Source organism: Kitasatospora sp. NPDC058184, from assembly GCF_042883725.1.
Taxonomy (GTDB): Bacteria; Actinomycetota; Actinomycetes; order Streptomycetales; family Streptomycetaceae; genus Kitasatospora.
Window position 1 is genome coordinate 55,881 of record NZ_JBHVVE010000036.1, and the last position, 17,800, is coordinate 73,680.

Genomic DNA, 17,800 nt, shown 5'->3' on the forward strand with positions numbered 1-17,800 from the left:
CGGGGGGGCCGGTGGGGGCGCGGGGGGGGGACCCCCGGGGGGGGGCGGGGGGGCCGCCGGGGGGGGGGGGGGGGGGGGGGGGCCCGGGGGGGGGGGGGGGCGGGGGCCACCGCCGTGTGGGGGAGGGGTGGGGGTCAGTCCTGCTGGTCCTCGGGGAGGCTGATCACCCAGCGGGTGTCCTGCCGGGGGCGCAGGTAGAACAGCCAGTAGAGGGTGGCGGCGGCGGTGATGCCGCCGGTCCACAGCAGGGGCTCGGTGTCCAGCTTGGTCATCACGTAGACCAGGACGGCGATCAGCACGACCGGGACGGCCGGCCACAGCGGCATCCGCCAGGCGGAGGCGTGCTTGTGGTGGCCGCGGCGGGAGAGCAGCGCGGCGATCGCGACCAGCAGGTACATCCCGGTGACGGCGACGCCGGTGATGTTGCTCAGCAGCTCGCCCTTGACGAAGCAGAGCGCGGCGCCGGGCAGGCCGACCGCCAGGGTGGCGATCCACGGCGAGCCGAACCGGCCGAGGGTGCCGAAGGCCTTGTTGACCGGCTCCGGCCAGGCCTTGTCGCGGGCGGAGGCGAACAGCACCCGGGAGTTCTGGATGACCATGACGATGCCGGCGTTGATGATGGCCAGCGCGACGCAGAGGCTGATGAAGGTGCCGACCGCGGAGTTGCTCCAGGCGGTGACCATGCCGGAGATGTCGCCGGAGGCCAGGGTCTGCAGGTCGGGGGCGCCCACGGTGATCGCGACGACCGGGACCAGGATGATCGCGGAGGAGATGCCGAGCGTCCACAGCACGGTGCGCGAGACGTTGCGGCGCGGGTTCTCCAGCTCCTCGGACAGGTAGACGGCGGTGGAGAAGCCCTGGGTGATGAACAGGGCGATGCCGAGCGCGCCGACGATGGCGCCGACGCTCACCGTGGTGGTGGCGCCGCCGTCCCCGGTGACCACGCCGTGCAGCAGGCTGGGGGCGTCGCTGTTGGTGTGGGCGAAGCCGAGCACCGAGACCACGCCGGCCGCGATGACCTCCAGGACCAGGAAGACGCCGGTGATCCAGGCGTTGGCGCGCAGGTCGAGCAGGCCGGCCAGGGTGGCGGCCAGCATCACGGCGGCGCCGGTCATGGCCTTGTCGAGGTGTAGGACGGGCGCGAGGTAGTCGGCGGTGCCGAGGGCGATGACCGAGGGGACGATCATCACCACGATCAGGGAGAGCACGAAGACCAGCCAGCCCATCAGCCGCCCGGCCAGGGTACCGACCATCGCGTACTCGCCGCCGGCGCTGGGGATCAGGGTGCCGAGTTCGGAGTAGCAGAACGCGACCGCGACGCAGAGCACGGTGCCGATCGCGATGGCCAGCGCGGTGGCGCTGCCGATGCTGGAGAACAGCTCCGGCACGATCACGAAGAGCGTCGAGGCGGGGGTGACGCAGGACAGCGTGAGCAGGGTGCCGCCCACGACGCCGATCGAGCGCTTGAGCTGCTGGGGCGCTGCCGCCTCGGCCGCGGGGGCGGCTACGGTCTGTGGCGGGCGAAGCGTGTCGGTCATGTGGCTTCCGATCGGCTCTGTGCGGTGCTGGGGTGGGAGCGGTATCGCCTCCGCTGGCTGGTTGCTCGGTGTCCGGTTCCAGGCGCTCCCTGGCCGCCATGGAACCTTGGGCGTATTGATCGCGTCAACGCCGGAACTGCTTCGGAATCCGTTGCGGTGAACGGCATAGACATACGATCCGATGATCACGTTCGGTCATTGCCAGCTTTGTCCGACTTGTTACTTTGGCCACATGGCAATTGAATCGAAGGTGAACAAAGAGGGCGGACCGCGATTCCAAGGTCGTACTTCGAGTGAGCGGTGATACGCCCAGGTGCCCCTGAGGCGCCCGGCAACTCCCCGGCGGGGTACGGGAACCGCAGCCCCCGCCCGGAAAGATCTAGGTAACGTTTCGGAACCCGGGACGCCGAAGGGGTCGGACTCCACGAGTCCGACCCCTTCGCTCACCGTCCGTGACGGCCGGCGCGGCTACGCCACCGGCAGCCAGCCCGTCTGGACCATCTGCCCGCTGGTCACGCGGCGTGACACGAAGACGGCGCGGCCCGGCGGCAGCGCCTGCGGCTTGACCGTCCCCAGCAGCGCGCCCTCGTCCCGGTTGCCGGAGAGGATCACGCCCTGGCCGCCGAGCTCGCGCATCCGCTGCAGCACCGGCTCGTACAGCGAACGGCCGGCGCCGCCCGCGCTGCGGGCCACGATCACCCGCAGGCCGATGTCGCGGGCGAACGGCAGGAACTCGGCCAGCGGGGCCAGCGGGTTGCCCGAGCTCGTCGCGACCAGCTCGTAGTCGTCGACGATCACGAACATGTCCTTGCCGCTGTACCAGCTGCGGTTGCGCAGCTGCTCGGCGGTCACGTCCGGGCCCGGCAGGCGGCGCGAGCAGGCGCCGCGCAGCATGTCCACGATGGCCGCCATGGCCGGCTGCGCGGCCGCGTACTCCACCAGGTACTCCGGCGGCACGGTGCCGAGCAGTGCGCGCCGGTAGTCGCCGACCACGATGCCGGCCTGGTCCGGGGTGTACCGCTCGGTGATCTGCTTGATCAGCATCCGCAGCACCGCCGACTTCCCGGACTCGGTGTCGCCGAAGACGATGAACAGCGGGTCGGTCTCGAAGTTGACGAAGACCGGTGCCAGCTCCGCCTCGTCCACACCGAAGGCGACGCCGCGCTCCGGGTGCTCGAAGCCCTTCGGCAGCGCGTGGCCGTCCAGGACGGCCGGCAGCATCCGCACCTGCGGGGCGCGCGGGCCGGTCCAGGCCCCGTCGACGGCGGCGACCAGCCCGGCCACGCCGTTCTGGAGGTCCTCCACCGAGGAGGAGCCGTCCAGCCGGGGCAGGCCGGACAGGAAGTGCAGCCGCTCCGGGGTGATGCCGCGCCCGGCCAGCGACGGGACGTTCTGCGCCACCCGGCGGTCGACCTCGGACTCCATCGCGTCACCGAGCTTCAGCTCGGTCCGGTTCTGCAGCAGGTCCTTCAGGGCCGGGCGCACCTCGGCGTACCGGGCCGCGGTGATGACCAGGTGCACGCCGTAGCCGAGGCCGCGCTGGGCGATGTCGCCGATGACCGGCTCCAGGCCCTCGAACTCCTGCTTGAAGGTGTTCCAGCCGTCGATCACCAGGAAGACGTCGCCGAAGGCCTCGTCCGGCAGCCGGCCGGCCGCCCGGCGGGCCCGGTAGGTGGCGATGGTGTCGATCCCGGCGGCCCGGAACAGCTCCTCGCGCCGGTTGAGCACCCCGTGCACCTCGGAGACCATCCGGCGCACCTTGTCCACGTCCAGGCGCCCGGCCACCCCGCCGACGTGCGGCAGCCCGCCCAGCGACTGGAAGCTGCCCGCGCCGAAGTCGAGCAGGTAGAACTGCACCTCCAGCGGGGTGTGGGTGAGGCCGAACGAGGCGACCATGGTGCGCACCACGGTCGACTTGCCGGAGCGCGGGCCGCCCACGATCAGACCGTGGCCGGCCGCCCCCGCGTAGTCGACCTCCAGGATGTCCGTCTTCTGCTCGCGCGGCCGGTCGACGATGCCGATCGGCGCCCGCAGCCGGCCCGCCGGGTAGCCGGGCGCGGTCAGCCCGCGCTCCGGCACGACCTGCAGCGGCGGCAGCAGGTGGTCCATGCTCGGCGCCTCCTCCAGCGGCGGCAGCCACACCTGGTGCGCGGCCGGGCCCTGGCCGGCCATCCGCTGGACGAACACGTCCAGGACGGTGTCCACCAGCGCGTCGTCCTGCTCCGGGGCCTGCGGGACGACCTCCACCTCCACCGGGTCCGGGAGGTCCACGAAGGCGGCGGTGAACTCCACCGGGCGGGTGTCGACCCGCCGCCCGCCGGTCGACCGCTGCTGCCCCGGCGCCCGGTACGGCCCCGAGACGTAGGCGGCCTTGAACCGGTCCATCACGTCCTCGCCGAACTTCAGGTAGCCGACACCCGGCACCGGCGGCAGGTGGTACGCGTCCGGCACGCCGATCGCCGCCCGGGACTCCGCGGCCGAGAAGGTGCGCAGACCGATCCGGTACGACAGGTAGGTGTCCAGGCCGCGCAGCTTGCCCTCCTCCAGGCGCTGCGAGGCCAGCAGCAGGTGCACGCCCAGCGAGCGGCCGATCCGGCCGATCTGGATGAACATCTCGATGAAGTCGGGCTTGGCGCTGAGGAGTTCGGAGAACTCGTCGATGATCAGCACCAGCGAGGGCAGCGGGTCCAGCGCCGCGCCGGCCGCCCGGGCCCGCTCGTACTCGTGGATGTTGGCGTAGTTGCCCGCCGAGCGCAGCAGCTCCTGGCGGCGGTGCAGCTCGCCCTCGATCGCGTCGCGCATGCGGTCGACCAGGGTGAGCTCGCCCTCCAGGTTGGTGATCACCGCGGAGGTGTGCGGCATGTCCGCCATGCCGGAGAAGGTCGCACCGCCCTTGAAGTCGGCGAGGACGAAGTTCAGGATCTCCGAGGAGTGGGTCATCGCCAGCGCCAGCACCAGCGTGCGCAGCAGCTCCGACTTGCCGGAACCGGTCGCGCCGACGCACAGGCCGTGCGGGCCCATGCCCTCCAGCGCGGCCTCCTTGATGTCCAGGTAGACGTGCTCGCCGTTGGCGCCGACGCCGATCGGCACCCGCATCCGCTCGTGCTGGGCGCGCGGGCGCCAGCTGCGGGCCACGTCGAAGGAGCCCGGGTCGCCCGAGCTCATCATGTCGGTGAAGTCGAGGTTGGACAGCAGCGGCTCGTCGTCCCCGCCGGCCGAGATCCGGTACGGCGCCAACTGCCGTGCCAGCGCCTCGGACTGCCACACCGAGAGCAGGTCCGGCTTGCCGGTGTACGTCGCGCCGGAGGCCGAGCGGAGCACCAGCTCCTCGGCGTTGACCGTCACCATCAGGTGCCCGCTGGGCTCGTCGACCTCGCCCGGCACCACCTCGATGACCGTCACGCCCTGCACGCCCTCCGGGCTCGCCAGCAGCGAGTCGTGCGGCACCCCGGCGCCGTCCATGACGACCACCAGGTGCGGCTGGTCGGCCGGCGGGGCCACCTCCCGCACGAAGCGCTGGCGGCCGGCCAGCTCGTCCTGGAGCAGGTACTCCAGGTCGCCCAGGTCGGCGGCGAACAGCCGGCGCGAGCCCGCGCCGTCGGCCTCCTTGCGGTGCTGGTTGTGCGGGAGCCACTTGGTCCACTCCCACTCCTCGGCCGCGCCGGGCGCGGCCGCGACCGCCACCATCAGGTCGTCCGGCGAGTGCAGGGTGGTCAGTTGGGCGATCATCGCGCGCACGTTCCCGTACACCGAGTCCGGGTCCCCGCACACCGTGATGTGGTAGAACGCCCGCAGCGAGACCGCCAGCGGCAGGTCCTGGAGGGTGCCGTGCGCCTTCAGGAAGGAGTGCATCGCGGCCGCCGACAGCGGCTCCAGCTCGTCCATCGGCGCGGTCTGCGGCGCCACCAGCGGCGTGGACAGCTGCACCGGCCCGAGGCCCACCCGGATCTGCGCGAAGTCGCCGTCCCCGGTGCGCCGTTCCCACAGCCGGCGGCCGTCCTCGACGATCGACCAGAGCTGGTCCGGGGCCGGGTTCAGGAACAGCAGCGCGCCGCGCTGGCGCTCCGCCGTGCGGCGCACCTGGCGGCGGGTCTGCTGGAGGTACTTCAGGTAGTCGCGCCGCTCGTCCGCCATCGCGGTCGAGCCGCCCTTGCGGGCCCGGACGATCTGCGCCAGCACCATGCCGACCGTCGAGGCGATCATCAGACCGCCCATGATCTTCATGGGTGCGGCGGCCCCCGGCGAGAAGAAGAACACCGCCGATCCGCCCATGCCCAGCATCGGCAGGATGCTCATCAGCCAGTCCTCGCCGCCCTGCCGGGGCAGTTCGGGCGGGCTCACCAGCTCCACCGGTTCGTCCGGCACGGTGGGCGGATACGCCCTGGCCGGTCGCTTGACCGTGATCACACCCATGTGTCATCCACCCCGCGGCGTCGATCGATCACTTCGGCATCAGCCCTCACGTGACTTGCGCACGCTCCGTACGGGAATCCGGTGACTGGGGACGCCCCACCCAGCGCAGCCCCCGTACCTCTGCGCAGGCGCCGATCCTAACGGTCGCCCCCGCACCGCCCGCCAGGGCCCGGCACGCACCGGCACCGGACACGAACCGAACGGGTAGGGTAACGCCGCGCCAACTCGCGGCCCGGTCGGGCCGGTTCCACAGCAACACCGAGCGCCGCCGGGCCTCGGCACCGTCAACAAGGGGGAGCGCCACGTGCGTCGAAGGATCGAGGTGCGGGCATGAGTGAGCGGAGCGAGCTCATCATCGAACACCGCGCAGTGGGCGGAGCGCCTGCCGGGCGAAGCGGGGTGGGAGCGTGAGCACCGCGGCCGCCACCGGCTACTGCCGGGTGACCGTCGTCGCCCCGGACCGCCGGATCGACGTCGCCCTGCCCGAGGACGTCCCGCTCGCGGACGTCTACCCCGAGGTGCTGCGGCTGGCCAACCAGAGCCAGCCCGACGGCACCCCCACCGGCTTCCACCTGGTCCGCCGGGACGGCACGGTGCTCGACAGCGGGCTGCCGCTGGCCGCCCAGCAGGTCCGCGACGGCGACCTGCTGGCGCTGCGCCCCTTCGCCGAGTCGCTCCCGCCGGCCGTCTACGACGACGTCGCCGACGCGATCGCCAGCGCCGTCGAGGCCGACCGCCGGTTCTGGACCGCCGAGCTGATGCGCGGCTTCGGCCTGATCGGCGCCGGGGTGCTGCTCACCCTGCTCGGCTTCGCGCTCTGGTTCTCCGACCTGCGCCACGACATGCACGGCCTGCCCGGCGTGCTGGCCGGCGTCACCGCCGTCGTGCTCACCGCGCTCGCCGGGGTCCGCGCCCGGGTCTACCAGGACGCCCACGCGGCCGTCGCGCTCGGCCTCGGCGCGCTGCCGCACGCCATGATCGGCGGCAGCGGCGTGATCGCCGTCGCCCACCTCGGGGACGGCCCCGGCCGGCTCCAGTTCCTGGTCGGCTGCGTCGCGGCCCTGGTGGTCTCCGTGCTGCTGGCCGGCCTGCTGCCGGAGAAGGACGCGGTGTTCGTCGCCGCCGCCCTGGTCTCCACCGCCGGCGCGCTCGCCACCTTCGCGGCCGTCCTGCTGCCGGAGACCCCGGCCGGGCACATCGCCGCCGTCACCGGCGTCGCCGCCGTCGCCGTGGTCGGCTTCCTGCCCAGCCTCTCCGCCCGGTTCGCCCGGCTGCCGGTCGGCTTCAGCGCCCCCGGCCAGACCCGCACCCGCAGCCGCGACTACGACGAGGAGGCCGAGCGCGCCGAGGCCGTCCAGTACGAGCGGATCGCGCACCAGGCCCGCCGCGGGCACGAGGTGCTGGTCGGCCTGGTCGGCGGCTGCGCCGCGGTCGTGGTCGGCGCCTGCGCCGTCCTCGGCTTCACCGACGAGACCTTCCCCGAGGTGCTCGCGCTCGCCCTGGGCCTGACCACCATGCTGCGCGCCCGGCTGTTCCGCTACACCGCGCAGGTGCTCAGCCTCACCGTGGCCGGCCTGCTCGGCCTGAGCCTGCTGATCGTCGGGCTGTCCCTGCACACCCCGCAGTTCTTCCTGCGGGCGGCCGGCTCCACCACCGAGCTCGACCTGCGCACGATCTGGCTGACCGCCTCGATCGCCTTCGGCGCCGCGCTGCTCACCGCGATCGCCCTGGTGGTGCCGCGGCTCGGGGTCTCCCCGTTCTGGGGGCGCATCCTGGACCTGGTGGACAGCCTCACCCTGATCTCGCTCGTCCCGCTGGCGCTCGCCGTCCTGGACGTCTACCGGCTGGTCCGCGGCGCCACCAGCTGACCGCAGGCCCCCCCGGAGCCGCCTGCGGAGGCCCCGGAACCGTCCCCGGAGCCGCTCGCCCGACCGCCGAACGGCCGGGTGGGCGGCACTGGTACGCTTGGCCTTCGAGCGCAGCCGTGTGTCCGCCCCCCGTGGGTCGACGACCGCCGGCCGCGCCCGCGACACCGAGTTCTCGATGAGTCCTGTGTTGTCGACCAGGACCGCTCGGTAGACCCTGAAGGAGTTGCAGTGGCTCTCGCCTCTGACGTCAAGAAGCAGATCTTCGCCGAGTTCGGCCAGAAGGAGGGCGACACCGGTTCCCCCGAGGTCCAGGTGGCCATGCTCTCCCGTCGTATCTCGGACCTGACCGAGCACCTCAAGACCCACAAGCACGACCACCACTCGCGTCGTGGCCTGCTGATCCTGGTCGGCCAGCGCCGCCGCCTGCTGCAGTACCTGGCCAAGAAGGACATCGAGCGCTTCCGTACGCTCGTCGACCGCCTGGGCATCCGCCGCGGTGCCGCCGGTGGCGCCCGCTAAGACCGCCGCTCGGGGGCGGCTCCCCACACCGGGGAGCCGCCCCTCGCGCGTATGCCGCGGCCGTTGAGCCGCGGCGCCCGCAGATAACAACTCGCGCGCACCTCCCCAGGTGGCCGAGGATTGCACCGTAGGGTTGTGGGCATGCCGGGTGATGGCGCACCAGCGCGCCACCCGGGCAGAAGGACCCAACCCCCCCCGCGGGACGAAGGCTTCAAACGGAAGCCGCCCGCATCCGAGAGAGCGTCCAGACGCGGACCGCCCTTCCGGGCCCGGCAGCCGTGAGGCGCCGGTCCTCGGTAGTGGCCGTCGGAACCCCCGCAGACCGAGCGGGGCACTCCGGAGGCTTCGATCGAAGACCGGCCCGACTGCCGCCCTCCCCGAGGAGGGCCCGGGGCCCACCGCAGGCAGTACGCGGGGACGCTCTCCCGGAGACGTACGAAAGAGGAGATCTTCCAGGTGGAAGAGAACGTGTTCTACGCCGAGGCCGTGATCGACAACGGTTCCTTCGGCACCCGTACCATCCGCTTCGAGACCGGCCGTCTGGCCCGTCAGGCCGCCGGCTCCGCCGTGGCCTACCTGGACGACGACACCATGGTGCTGTCGGCCACCAGCGCGTCCAAGCAGCCGAAGGAGCACTTCGACTTCTTCCCGCTGACCGTGGACGTCGAGGAGCGGATGTACGCCGCGGGCCGCATCCCCGGCTCGTTCTTCCGTCGCGAGGGCCGGCCCTCCGAGGACGCGATCCTCACCTGCCGCCTGATCGACCGCCCGCTGCGCCCGTCCTTCGTCAAGGGCCTGCGCAACGAGGTCCAGGTCGTCGTCACCGTGATGGCGCTCAACCCCGACCACCTGTACGACGTGGTCGCGATCAACGCCGCCTCCGCCTCCACCCAGCTGGCGGGCCTGCCGTTCTCCGGCCCGATCGGTGGCGTCCGCGTCGCGCTGATCAACGGCCAGTGGGTCGCCTTCCCGACCCACAGCGAGCTGGAGTCGGCCGTCTTCGACATGGTCGTCGCCGGTCGCGTCCTGCCGGACGGCGACGTCGCGATCATGATGGTCGAGGCCGAGGCCACCGACAAGACCATCAAGCTGGTCGAGGGCGGCGCCGAGGCGCCGACCGAGGAGATCGTCGCCTCGGGCCTGGACGCCGCGAAGCCGTTCATCAAGGTCCTGTGCGCCGCGCAGTCGCAGCTGGCCGCCCAGGCCGCCAAGCCGACCGGCGAGTTCCCGGTCTTCCTGGACTACCAGGACGACGTCCTCGCCGCGCTGTCCGCCGCCGTCAAGGACGAGCTCGCCCAGGCGCTGACCATCGCCGGCAAGCAGGAGCGCAACAACGAGCTGGACCGCGTCAAGGCGCTGGCCGCCGAGAAGCTGCTGCCCGAGTTCGAGGGCCGCGAGAAGGAGATCAGCGCCGCCTACAACGCGCTGACCAAGAAGGTCGTCCGCGAGCGCGTCATCAAGGACAAGGTCCGCATCGACGGCCGCGGCGTCACCGACATCCGCACCCTGGCCGCCGAGGTCGAGGCCATCCCGCGGGTGCACGGCTCGGCCCTGTTCGAGCGCGGCGAGACCCAGATCCTGGGCGTCACCACGCTGAACATGCTGCGCATGGAGCAGCAGCTGGACACGCTCTCCCCGGAGACGCGCCGCCGCTACATGCACAACTACAACTTCCCGCCGTACTCCGTCGGTGAGACCGGCCGCGTGGGCTCGCCCAAGCGCCGCGAGATCGGCCACGGCGCGCTGGCCGAGCGCGCCCTGCTGCCGGTGCTGCCGACCCGCGAGGAGTTCCCGTACGCCATCCGCCAGGTCTCCGAGGCGCTGAGCTCCAACGGCTCCACCTCGATGGGCTCGGTCTGCGCCTCGACCATGTCGCTGCTGAACGCCGGTGTGCCGCTGAAGGCCGCCGTCGCCGGTATCGCGATGGGCCTGATCTCCCAGGAGATCGACGGCGAGACCCACTACGTCACGCTGACCGACATCCTCGGCGCCGAGGACGCGTACGGCGACATGGACTTCAAGGTCGCCGGTACCCGCAACTTCATCACCGCCCTCCAGCTGGACACCAAGCTGAACGGCATCCCGGCGTCGGTGCTCGCCGCCGCGCTGAAGCAGGCCAAGGACGCCCGCCTGCACATCCTCGACGTGATGAACGAGGCCATCGACTCGCCCGACGAGATGTCCCCGAACGCGCCGCGCATCATCACCATCAAGATCCCGGTGGACAAGATCGGTGAGGTCATCGGCCCCAAGGGCAAGATGATCAACCAGATCCAGGAGGACACCGGCGCCGAGATCACGATCGAGGACGACGGCACCATCTACATCGGTGCCGCCGACGGCCCGGCCGCCGAGGCCGCCCGCACCACGATCAACCAGATCGCCAACCCGACCATGCCGGAGGTCGGCGAGCGCTACCTGGGCACCGTGGTCAAGACCACGACGTTCGGCGCGTTCGTGTCGCTGATGCCGGGCAAGGACGGCCTGCTGCACATCTCGCAGATCCGCAAGCTGGCCGGCGGCAAGCGCGTCGAGAACGTCGAGGACGTCCTCGGCGTCGGCGCCAAGGTCCAGGTCGAGATCGCCGAGATCGACCCGCGCGGCAAGCTCTCCCTGATCCCGGTCATCGAGGGCGAGGAGGGCGGCGAGGCCGCTTCCGAGTGAAGCGCCGCTAGCTGACCCCCGCGGCCCGTACGCCTCACGGCGTGCGGGCCGCACCCCGTTGTCCACGCGTTCGTCCGTACGTGCCCATCCGCACGTGTGTTTCCTCTGGAGGTACCCCCCGTGGCGCAGGCCCCGGCGGTAACGCAGCGTCCCGGCACGACCCGGACCCTGCTCAAGGGCGTCGACGGCGCCGGCACGGTGCGCCGCACCGTGCTCCCCGGCGGCCTTCGGGTCGTCACCGAGACCCTGCCGACGGTGCGCTCCGCGACCTTCGGCATCTGGGTCGGCGTCGGCTCGCGGGACGAGACCCCGCAGCTCAACGGCGCCACCCACTACCTGGAGCACCTGCTCTTCAAGGGCACCGAGCGGCGCAGCGCGCTGGACATCTCGGCGGCCCTGGACGCGGTCGGCGGCGAGATGAACGCCTTCACCGCGAAGGAGAACACCTGCTACTACGCCCGGGTCCTGGACACCGACCTGCCGCTGGCCATCGACGTGGTCTGCGACATGCTCACCGGCTCGCTGATCCGCACCGAGGACGTGGAGTCCGAGCGCGGCGTCATCCTCGAGGAGATGGCGATGGCCGAGGACGACCCGGGCGACGTGGTGCACGACCTGTTCGCCAAGGTGATCTTCGGCAGCGGCCCGCTCGGCCGCCCGATCCTCGGCACCCAGGAGACCATCAGGACGCTCACCCGGGACCAGATCGCCGGCTTCTACCGCCGCCGCTACCGGCCCGAGCAGCTGGTCGTCGCCGCGGCCGGCAACCTCGACCACCGCAAGGTGGTCAAGCAGGTCGAGCAGGCCTTCGCGCCGCTGCTGGCGGCGTCCACCGCGGCGCCGGCCGAGGCCCGCCGCGGCGTCAAGGCGCTGCGCACGGCCGGCCGGGTCGAGGTGCTCAACCGCTCCACCGAGCAGGCCCACCTGGTGCTGGGCGTGCCCGGGGTGCCCCGGCACGACGAGCGCCGCTGGGCGATGGGCGTGCTCAACGCGGCCCTCGGCGGCGGGATGAGCTCCCGGCTGTTCCAGGAGGTCCGCGAGAAGCGGGGCCTGGCGTACTCGGTCTACTCGTACTCCTCGTCCTACGCGGACAGCGGCCTGTTCGGCATCTACGCCGGCTGCCAGCCCAAGCGGGTCGAGGAGGTGCTGCGGATCTGCCGCGCCGAGCTGGCCAAGGTGGTCGAGGAGGGCATCACCGAGGAGGAGCTGGGCCGGGCGATCGGCCAGATCTCCGGCTCCACCGTGCTCGGCATGGAGGACACCGGCTCGCTGATGAACCGGATCGGCAAGGCCGAGCTCAGCTACGGGCACCACCTGTCGGTGAACGAGATGCTGGAGCGCATCGCAGCGGTGACCCTGGAGGACGTCCACGCGGTGGCCCGTGATGTGCTGGGCGCGTACCGGCCGTCGCTCGCCCTGATCGGCCCGGTCAACGACAAGCGGGCCGCCAAGCTCGCCGATCTGCTGGTCTGATCCGCTTTTCCGGATCCGCTGAATCCCAGGTGAGAGGAACTTTTGCCATGACGCTGCGTGTCGCCGTGATCGGCGCCAGGGGACGGATCGGCTCCGAGGCGGTCAAGGCCGTGGAGGCCGCGCCGGACCTGGAGCTGGTCGCCACCCTCGGCCGCGGGTCGAACCTGGAGGAGCTGACCGAGGCCGGCGCCCAGGCGGTCGTCGAGCTGACCCATCCCGACTCGGTGATGGGCAACCTGGACTTCTGCCTGCACCACGGCATCCACGTGGTCACCGGCACCACCGGTTGGACGGACGAGCGGCTCGCCACCGTCCGCGGCTGGCTGGACGAGGCCCCGGAGCTCGGCCTGCTGATCGCGCCGAACTTCTCCATCGGCGCCATCCTCGGCATGAAGTTCTCCCAGATCGCCGCCCGGTACTTCGAGTCGGTCGAGGTGGTCGAGCTGCACCACGACCGCAAGGCCGACGCCCCCAGCGGCACGGCCACCCGCACCGCCCAGCTGATCGCCGCCGCCCGGGCCGAGGCCGGCCGGCCGCCGCAGCAGGACCCGACCACCCACAGCCTGCCCGGCGCGCGCGGCGCCGACGTGGACGGGGTGCCGGTGCACGCGGTGCGGCTGCGCGGCCTGCTCGCGCACCAGCAGGTGATGTTCGGCGACACCGGCGAGACGCTCACCATCCGGCACGACTCGCTGCACCACAGCAGCTTCATGCCGGGCATCCTGCTGGGCGTGCGCAAGGTCGTCGGGACGCCGGGGCTGACCTTCGGCCTCGAACACTTCCTGGACCTGTGACAGTGTCGAACCAGACCGTGCCGTACCAGAGCACGCCGAACCGGACCGTACCGATCCCCGGAGGGGCCCGATGACCTCCCGTACCGGTTTCTTCGTCCTGTCCGGCGTGCTTCTGCTGGTCGCCCTGGTCTGCGTGGGCGAGGGCGTCCAGCTGATCGCCACCGGCAAGCCGCTCGGCATCGGCATCGGGGTCTGCGCCTTCGTGATCCCGGTGATCGGGGTCTGGTTCCTGCGCCAGACCGTCCGCTTCGGCCGGGACAGCGAGCGGCTGGCCCGCGAGCTGGAGGCCGAGGGCGGCCTGCCGGTGGACGAGCTGGAGCGCAGCAAGGGCGGGCGGATCGACCGGGCCTCGGCCGACGCGGTGTTCGCCCGCCGCCAGGCCGAGGCACAGGACGCGCCGGGCGACTGGCGGGTCTGGTTCCGCCTCGCCGTGGCCTACGCCGACGCCGGCGACACCCCGCGCGCCCGCAAGACCATGCAGCACGCCATCAAGCTGCACAGCACCGAACCCGCAAGGAGTAACGCGTGAGCGACGAACCGACGGCCCCCAGCTTCCGCAGCGACGTGACGGTGGAGCTGGTCCGCAGCGCCGCCGCCGACTCGGACGTCATCTGGGCGGCCCGGGTCTCGACCGCGGGCGAGCAGTCCCTGGAGGCCCTCCAGCAGGACCCGGAGAAGTCCAAGGGCCTGATCAACTTCCTGATGCGCGACCGGCACGGCACGCCCTTCGAGCACAACTCGATGACCTTCTTCATCAGCGCGCCGATCTTCGTGTTCCGGGAGTTCCACCGGCACCGCAGCGGCTGGTCGTACAACGAGGAGTCCGGCCGCTACCGCGAGCTCCAGCCGGTCTTCTACGTCCCGGGCGAGGAGCGCAAGCTGGTCCAGGAGGGCCGCCCCGGCAAGTACGAGTTCCACGAGGGCACGCCGGAGCAGCACCGGACCACGACCGCGGCGATGGAGGCCGCGTACGTCGAGTCCTACGCCCGCTACCAAGAGATGCTGGCCGCCGGGGTGGCCCGCGAGGTGGCCCGCGCGGTGCTGCCGGTGGGCCTGTTCTCCTCGATGTACGCGACCTGCAACTCGCGTTCGCTGATGCACTTCCTGTCGCTGCGCACCCGGCGGGAGAACTCGGCGGTGCCGTCCTTCCCGCAGCGCGAGATCGAGATGGTCGCCGAGCAGATGGAGGAGCAGTGGGCCCGGCTCATGCCGCTCACCCATGCGGCCTTCGAGAAGCACGGCCGGGTCGCCCCCTGACCTGGGACGACAGGCATACGGGCAGAGTGTCTGGCATGTCTGGATTGCGGCTTTTCTAGCCGCTCCCTACATTCGTGAACACGGATTCCGGTGCTGCCCGAACCCCCGAGCGGGCAGCACCGGAATCCCACGTCCGCGCCACCGACGCGCTGCACCTGTCCGAACACCGGACCGGCATGGGTACCGCCCCACCGCCTACGAGTAGCTTTGGACGCATGGCTCCGACCTCCACCCCCCAGACGCCGTTCGGCCGGGTCCTGACCGCCATGGTCACCCCGTTCACCGCCGACGGCGCGCTCGACCTCGACGGCGCCCAGCGCCTCGCCACGCACCTCGTGGACTCCGGCAACGACGGCCTCGTCGTCAACGGCACCACCGGTGAGTCCCCGACCACCAGCGACGCCGAGAAGGCCCAGCTGGTCCGCGCCGTGGTCGAGGCGGTCGGGGACCGCGCCCACGTGGTGGCCGGCGTCGGCACCAACGACACCCACCACAGCGTGGAGCTGGCCCGCCAGGCCGAGGCGGCCGGGGCGCACGGCCTGCTGGTCGTCACGCCGTACTACAACAAGCCCCCGCAGGAGGGCCTGTACCGGCACTTCACCGAGGTCGCCGACGCCACCGGCCTGCCGGTCATGGCGTACGACATCCCGGGCCGCAGCGGGGTCGCGCTGAGCCACGAGACGCTGGTCCGCCTCGGCGAGCACCCGCGGATCGTCGCCAACAAGGACGCCAAGGGCGACCTCGGCGCCGCGGCCTGGGCCATCGCCCGCGCCGACCTCGCCTGGTACTCCGGCGACGACATCCTCAACCTGCCGCTGCTGTCCGTCGGAGCCGTCGGTGTGGTCAGCGTCGTCGGGCACGTGGTGGCGGCGGACCTGCGGGCGATGGTCGAGGCCTTCCTGGCGGGCGATGTGGTCAAGGCCACGAGCATCCACCAGCGCCTGCTGCCGGTGTTCAGCGGTATGTTCCGCACCCAGGGCGTGATCCTCGCCAAGGCCGCGCTGGAACTCCAGGGCCTGCCCGCCGGCCCGCTGCGACTCCCGCTGGTCGGAGCGACGCCCGAGGAGATCGAGCGGTTGAAGCAGGATCTCGCCTCCGGCGGGGTACACCTTTAGCAGACACGGACGTGCGCGCCCCCGGCTCGCCGGACCTCCCCGGGTCCGCCGCTGGACCGGACCGTAGGCGCGAGAGCACAGACCCAGTAGGAAAACGACACTGAGTACGCGCGCCATATGTCTCCAGGGGGAGGACCCCGGACATATGGCGCGCGTCGTGAGGAGAGTCTTTTGAGCCACCCGCACCCCGAGCTCGGCGCGCCCCCGGCACTGAAGGAGGGCGCCCTCCGCATCACTCCGCTCGGCGGCCTCGGCGAGATCGGCCGCAACATGACGGTCCTCGAGTACGGCGACCGCATCCTGATCATCGACTGCGGCGTCCTCTTCCCCGAGGACGAGCAGCCCGGCGTGGACCTGATCCTCCCGGACTTCAGCTACATCCGGGACCGTCTCGACAAGGTCGACGGCATCGTCCTCACCCACGGGCACGAGGACCACATCGGCGCCGTCCCCTTCCTCCTGCGGGAGAACCCGGACATCCCGCTGATCGGCTCCAAGCTGACCCTCGCCCTGATCGAGGCCAAGCTCGCCGAACACCGCATCCGGCCGTACGTGCTGGAGGTCAAGGAGGGCGAGCGCGAGCGCATCGGCCCCTTCGACTGCGAGTTCATCGCCGTCAACCACTCCATCCCGGACGCCCTGGCGGTCGCGGTCCGCACCCCCGCCGGCATGGTCGTGGCCACCGGTGACTTCAAGATGGACCAGCTCCCGCTGGACGGTCGCCTGACCGACCTGCCGACCTTCGCCAAGCTGGCGGAGGAGGGCATGGACCTGCTGCTGGTGGACTCCACCAACGCCGAGGTCCCCGGCTTCATCCCGCACGAGCGGGACATCTCGGCGGCGCTGCGCAACGTCTTCGCGAACGCCGACAAGCGCATCATCGTGGCCTCCTTCGCGAGCCACGTGCACCGCATCCAGCAGGTGCTGGACGCCGCGCACGAGTACAAGCGCAAGGTCGCCTTCGTCGGCCGCTCGATGGTCCGCAACATGGGCATCGCCCGCGACCTCGGCTACCTGAAGGTCCCCGGCAACATGGTCGTGGACGTCAAGCAGCTGGACGACCTGCCGGACAAGGAGGTCGTGCTGATCTGCACCGGTTCGCAGGGCGAGCCGATGGCGGCGCTGTCCCGGATGGCCAACCGCGACCACCAGATCCGCATCGTCGAGGGCGACACCGTCGTGCTGGCCTCCTCGCTCATCCCGGGCAACGAGAACGCGGTCTACCGGGTGATCAACGGCCTGACCCGCTGGGGCGCCAAGGTCGTGCACAAGGGCAACGCCAAGGTGCACGTCTCCGGCCACGCCTCGGCCGGCGAGCTGCTCTACTTCTTCAACATCTGCAAGCCGCGCAACCTGATGCCGGTCCACGGCGAGTGGCGCCACCTGCGCGCGGCCGCCGAGCTGGGCATCGCCACCGGGGTGCCGCGCAACCGCGTGGTCATCGCGGAGGACGGCGTCTGCGTCGACCTGGAGAAGGGCGTCGCCCGGATCGTCGGCAAGGTGCAGGCCGGGTACGTCTACGTGGACGGCTCCTCGGTCGGCGACATCACCGAGGCCTCCCTCAAGGACCGCAAGATCCTCGGCGAGGAGGGCTTCATCTCGGTCTTCGTCGCGGTCGACTCGACCAACGGCAAGATCGTCGGTGGCCCGACCATCCAGGCCCGCGGCTCCGGCATCGACGACAACGCCTTCGGCCCGGTCGTCGCCAAGCTCCAGGAGGGCCTGGACCGCTCGGCGAGCGACGGCGTGCTGGAGCCCCGTCAGGTGCAGCAGCTGGTCCGCCGGACCATCGGCAAGTGGGTCGCGGACAACTACCGCCGCCGGCCGATGATCCTGCCGGTCGTCGTCGAGGTCTGAGGCTCGCTCAAGACCGGCTGAGGCCGGTTTGACGTGGGGCGACCCGGTGCGTAATGTTCTCCGGGTTGCCCCACGGGACGGCCCCTCGGAAACGGGCTCGAATTCGGATTCGAATTCGAGAACGACCGGGGAAAACGGACCGAAAGACTCTGATAGAGTTCGGGAGCGCCGAAAGGCGAAAGCAAATCGGATGAATGAAACTCCGGAAAACGGAGCGGAAAACATCTGATAAGCTGGAAACACGAAAGAACGAAGCCCGGAGGGTCCGCTGGAAGGCGGTCCGAAGGAAGCGTCCGTTCCTT

The 17,800-nt window shown here is 71.4% G+C and carries 11 protein-coding genes; 9 read left to right on the forward strand and 2 right to left on the reverse strand.

Annotated features, from left to right (window positions below; translation table 11 throughout):
* Positions 1 to 134: 134 nt before the first annotated feature.
* Together ACFVXH_RS39090 and eccCa are read right to left on the reverse strand one after the other, a co-directional pair.
* Positions 135 to 1,538 (reverse strand): APC family permease, encoded by a 1,404-nt coding sequence (locus ACFVXH_RS39090; protein WP_049651684.1) that lies wholly within the window; start codon positions 1,536 to 1,538, stop codon positions 135 to 137.
* Positions 1,539 to 2,006: 468 nt separating this feature from the next.
* On the reverse strand, positions 2,007 to 5,951 hold the full coding sequence (gene eccCa / locus ACFVXH_RS39095) for a type VII secretion protein EccCa (RefSeq protein WP_049651683.1): 3,945 nt from the start codon (positions 5,949 to 5,951) through the stop codon (positions 2,007 to 2,009).
* Positions 5,952 to 6,358: 407 nt separating this feature from the next.
* Between eccCa and eccD the strand changes: the two genes are divergently transcribed.
* The 9 genes from eccD (at position 6,359) to ACFVXH_RS39140 (ending at position 17,498) form a co-directional block, all read left to right on the forward strand.
* Entirely contained in the window at positions 6,359 to 7,819 is a 1,461-nt protein-coding gene (eccD, locus tag ACFVXH_RS39100) for a type VII secretion integral membrane protein EccD (protein ID WP_049651682.1), read from the forward strand.
* A gap of 228 nt (positions 7,820 to 8,047) precedes the next feature.
* The gene (gene rpsO, locus ACFVXH_RS39105) at positions 8,048 to 8,338 is read left to right on the forward strand and encodes a 30S ribosomal protein S15 (protein ID WP_031072625.1); all 291 of its coding nucleotides are present in this window, start codon (positions 8,048 to 8,050) and stop codon (positions 8,336 to 8,338) included.
* A gap of 456 nt (positions 8,339 to 8,794) precedes the next feature.
* Positions 8,795 to 11,002 (forward strand): polyribonucleotide nucleotidyltransferase, encoded by a 2,208-nt coding sequence (locus ACFVXH_RS39110; RefSeq protein WP_049651681.1) that lies wholly within the window; start codon positions 8,795 to 8,797, stop codon positions 11,000 to 11,002.
* 120 nt (positions 11,003 to 11,122) lie between these two features.
* Positions 11,123 to 12,475 (forward strand): pitrilysin family protein, encoded by a 1,353-nt coding sequence (locus ACFVXH_RS39115; RefSeq protein ID WP_234348371.1) that lies wholly within the window; start codon positions 11,123 to 11,125, stop codon positions 12,473 to 12,475.
* Positions 12,476 to 12,522: 47 nt separating this feature from the next.
* Positions 12,523 to 13,269: a 4-hydroxy-tetrahydrodipicolinate reductase gene (gene dapB / locus ACFVXH_RS39120; protein WP_117487805.1), complete on the forward strand. Its 747-nt coding sequence runs from the start codon at positions 12,523 to 12,525 to the stop codon at positions 13,267 to 13,269.
* A gap of 70 nt (positions 13,270 to 13,339) precedes the next feature.
* Positions 13,340 to 13,798 (forward strand): tetratricopeptide repeat protein, encoded by a 459-nt coding sequence (locus tag ACFVXH_RS39125; protein WP_049651678.1) that lies wholly within the window; start codon positions 13,340 to 13,342, stop codon positions 13,796 to 13,798.
* The gene (thyX, locus tag ACFVXH_RS39130) at positions 13,795 to 14,526 is read left to right on the forward strand and encodes an FAD-dependent thymidylate synthase (RefSeq protein ID WP_049651677.1); all 732 of its coding nucleotides are present in this window, start codon (positions 13,795 to 13,797) and stop codon (positions 14,524 to 14,526) included. Before ACFVXH_RS39125 ends, thyX begins: the two co-directional genes overlap by 4 nt.
* 215 nt (positions 14,527 to 14,741) lie before the next feature.
* Entirely contained in the window at positions 14,742 to 15,641 is a 900-nt protein-coding gene (dapA, locus tag ACFVXH_RS39135) for a 4-hydroxy-tetrahydrodipicolinate synthase (RefSeq protein ID WP_049651676.1), read from the forward strand.
* A 171-nt stretch (positions 15,642 to 15,812) separates the two neighbouring features.
* Positions 15,813 to 17,498 (forward strand): ribonuclease J, encoded by a 1,686-nt coding sequence (locus tag ACFVXH_RS39140; RefSeq protein ID WP_117487801.1) that lies wholly within the window; start codon positions 15,813 to 15,815, stop codon positions 17,496 to 17,498.
* Positions 17,499 to 17,800 lie beyond the last annotated feature (302 nt).

What these genes read in the sequence shown, in the direction of transcription:
- ACFVXH_RS39090 (WP_049651684.1), bottom strand. Translation starts at nt 1,538, where the DNA reads ATGACCGACACGCTTCGCCCGCCACAGACCGTAGCCGCCCCCGCGGCC.
- ACFVXH_RS39125 (WP_049651678.1), top strand. Translation starts at nt 13,340, where the DNA reads ATGACCTCCCGTACCGGTTTCTTCGTCCTGTCCGGCGTGCTTCTGCTG.
- eccCa (WP_049651683.1), bottom strand. Translation starts at nt 5,951, where the DNA reads ATGGGTGTGATCACGGTCAAGCGACCGGCCAGGGCGTATCCGCCCACC.
- dapA (WP_049651676.1), top strand. Translation starts at nt 14,742, where the DNA reads ATGGCTCCGACCTCCACCCCCCAGACGCCGTTCGGCCGGGTCCTGACC.
- dapB (WP_117487805.1), top strand. Translation starts at nt 12,523, where the DNA reads ATGACGCTGCGTGTCGCCGTGATCGGCGCCAGGGGACGGATCGGCTCC.